Raw genomic sequence first — 2,112 nt, 5'->3', positions numbered from 1 at the left:
GCCTTCGCCGGGGCTGCGGCAGGAGCGCTCTGGGGCTGCCTGCCGCGCGATGCCCGCATGGCGGGCGGGGAGTCGAGGGCGGACCAGGCCGCCGGGTGGTCGTTGAAGGCGGTGCGCGGGTCGGTGGACCAGCTCACGATCGGGCCGATGTCCTCGTGCAGGAGGCTGATCACCTCGACGCCCTCCTTGTGCAGGACGTACCCCCACTGCATGTCCTGCTCGTCGACGGTCGTGTCGGTGACCGACATGCGTACCGGCGGTGAGCCGTCCGGGGTGATCAGGTGATCGAGCGTTCGGCTGGGCCAGTGCTCGCCGCCGGTCAGCGCGGTCACGAGTGCGGGCGGGGCGTCGTCGAGGAGATCGGTGCCGAGTTCGTCCCAGCCGACGGCGACGTCGTCGATGAGGTGCCGGGACATGGCCTCGATGTTGCGTCCGAACTTGTACTGGTAGGCGGCCAGGAGCAAGGGGAGGTGGTGGCTGGGTACGCCGTCGAGCTGGACGTGGATGCCCGTGTATCCCGTACCGCGGGTGGGGCGGGCGATGAAGGAGCGTGTGGACAGGGGATTCTCCGGAGGGAGCGGGGTGCGGGGGAGGTTCGGCGGCCGTCACGGTGGCGCGCGGGTGCGTCTACGCGCGGTCGGACCAGGACGGGACCGGAGGACCGGAGGCGTCGGTACGCGCGCAGATGTAGCCGATCAGGCGGGAGGGCTCGGCCTTCGCGGGGACGGTGGCGGCGTCGTTGCACACGAATGTGTAGCGGATGGAGGTGCGGGGCACGTCGTGGAGCCAGGCCCGGTCGTCCTTGCCGGGGTTGATCTGCAGGCCGGAGTGCGCGACGGAGTCGGTCTGGGTGTGCGTGTGGGAGAAAAGGATCAGCGCGCCGCCGTCTGCCGTCTTGAGGGCGTAGGCGTCGTTGTGGCGGTTGTCGGCTCCGTCGAAGACGGTGGTGCCCTGGTTACCGAAGCGGGTGCCGGTCTCGTCGTGGACCTTGATCTGCTGCTTGCTGGCCTTGGTCGGCGCGAAGACCTTGCTTCCGCTGTTCGTGCCTCCGATGGCGAAGTTGTCCAGCACGGCAGTACGCAGAACGTCGGCGTCGGCGGCCAGGTGCTTGTTGTCGTTGGCGGCCATGGCCGTCGCGTATCCCTCACGGTCGAGGGCGACGTCGGGCAGCTTCTGGCTGTCGAGGTCAACGACGGACACCATCTCCCAGCGCTCGTGCTGGGGCCGTTCGGCGAACACGGCCAGTCGCGAGGGGGCCTTGCCCCTCTCGCTGGAGAGCGCGGCAGCGAACCAGCCTTCCTGCCCATCGGCCAGGCGCGGGATGTACAACTTGGCGCTGGTGATGTCGTAGGACCACGCCTTGTACGGCTTGCGGTCCTTGGCGGGAAGCCCTTCGGTCTCGGTGTAGTCCGAGAGGGACATCGCGTACAGCGGCCCGTCCTCGACCGTGTCGAGCATGCGCCGGTCGCGGTCGGTGTTGGCCTCGTTGTTGATTTCGGAATAGCGGGTGATGACGTCACGGGCCTGGGCGATGCTGAGAGCTGGCACGAGCTTCGGGGCGGTGCTGGCGCTGGGCGTCTGCCGGGCCTGGGCGGGGCCGTCTTCGCCGGAGCAGCCGGTGAGGGCCAAGGCGAGGCAGGCGGCGCCGACGAACAGCGGCAGGGTACGGCGGGCGGTGCGGATGGAGGCTCCAAGGGTTCGCAGGGGCGGAAGGAATCAGGGCGTGCGCCTGGCCGTTGGGGCGGCTTTCGGCGATGCCGGCGGGAGGGCCCGTGGCGGAAGGGACGACGCATTGGCCGGGATAGAGGGCAGTCGCGGTGCCGGCGCGAGCGGAGTGAGGGCCCGCATGCGGTCCTCGGCCACATGCAGGACCTCTGCGAGGTTGCGGATCTCCGCGGCGGCGTCGGCGAGGTCGTAGGACAGGTCGAAGCCGTCGTCCTCCTCGGCTTCCTTGGCCTTCTCCCCGGCTGCTTCGAAGAACTCGCCGAGCTGCGCCAGCAGGCCGTCGGAGGGTTCCAGGATCTGGTGCAGCAGGGCAGCGGCATCCGCATGTGACTCGGCTCCGTTGAGCCGGTCGGTCAGATCGCGCAGCGCGTCGCCGTAGACGTAGAC

Annotated in this window: 2 protein-coding genes and 1 pseudogene; all 3 read right to left on the bottom strand. The window is 69.6% G+C overall.

All coding sequences use genetic code 11. The features are described from left to right. Positions 1 to 416: hypothetical protein (locus C1J00_RS42450; RefSeq protein ID WP_245936735.1), on the bottom strand; the 416-nt coding region annotated here is incomplete at its 3' end. A gap of 211 nt (positions 417 to 627) precedes the next feature. After that, positions 628 to 1,548: a DUF8094 domain-containing protein gene (locus C1J00_RS42445; protein ID WP_245936734.1), complete on the bottom strand. Its 921-nt coding sequence runs from the start codon at positions 1,546 to 1,548 to the stop codon at positions 628 to 630. Between the two features lie 168 nt (positions 1,549 to 1,716). Continuing rightward, positions 1,717 to 2,112: pseudogene (locus C1J00_RS42440) on the bottom strand (hypothetical protein); the annotation flags it as partial.

This window comes from Streptomyces cahuitamycinicus (assembly GCF_002891435.1).
Lineage (GTDB): Bacteria > Actinomycetota > Actinomycetes > Streptomycetales > Streptomycetaceae > Streptomyces > Streptomyces cahuitamycinicus.
Note: the sequence above shows the minus strand (reverse complement) of the source record. Positions and strands in the feature narration are given on the sequence as shown.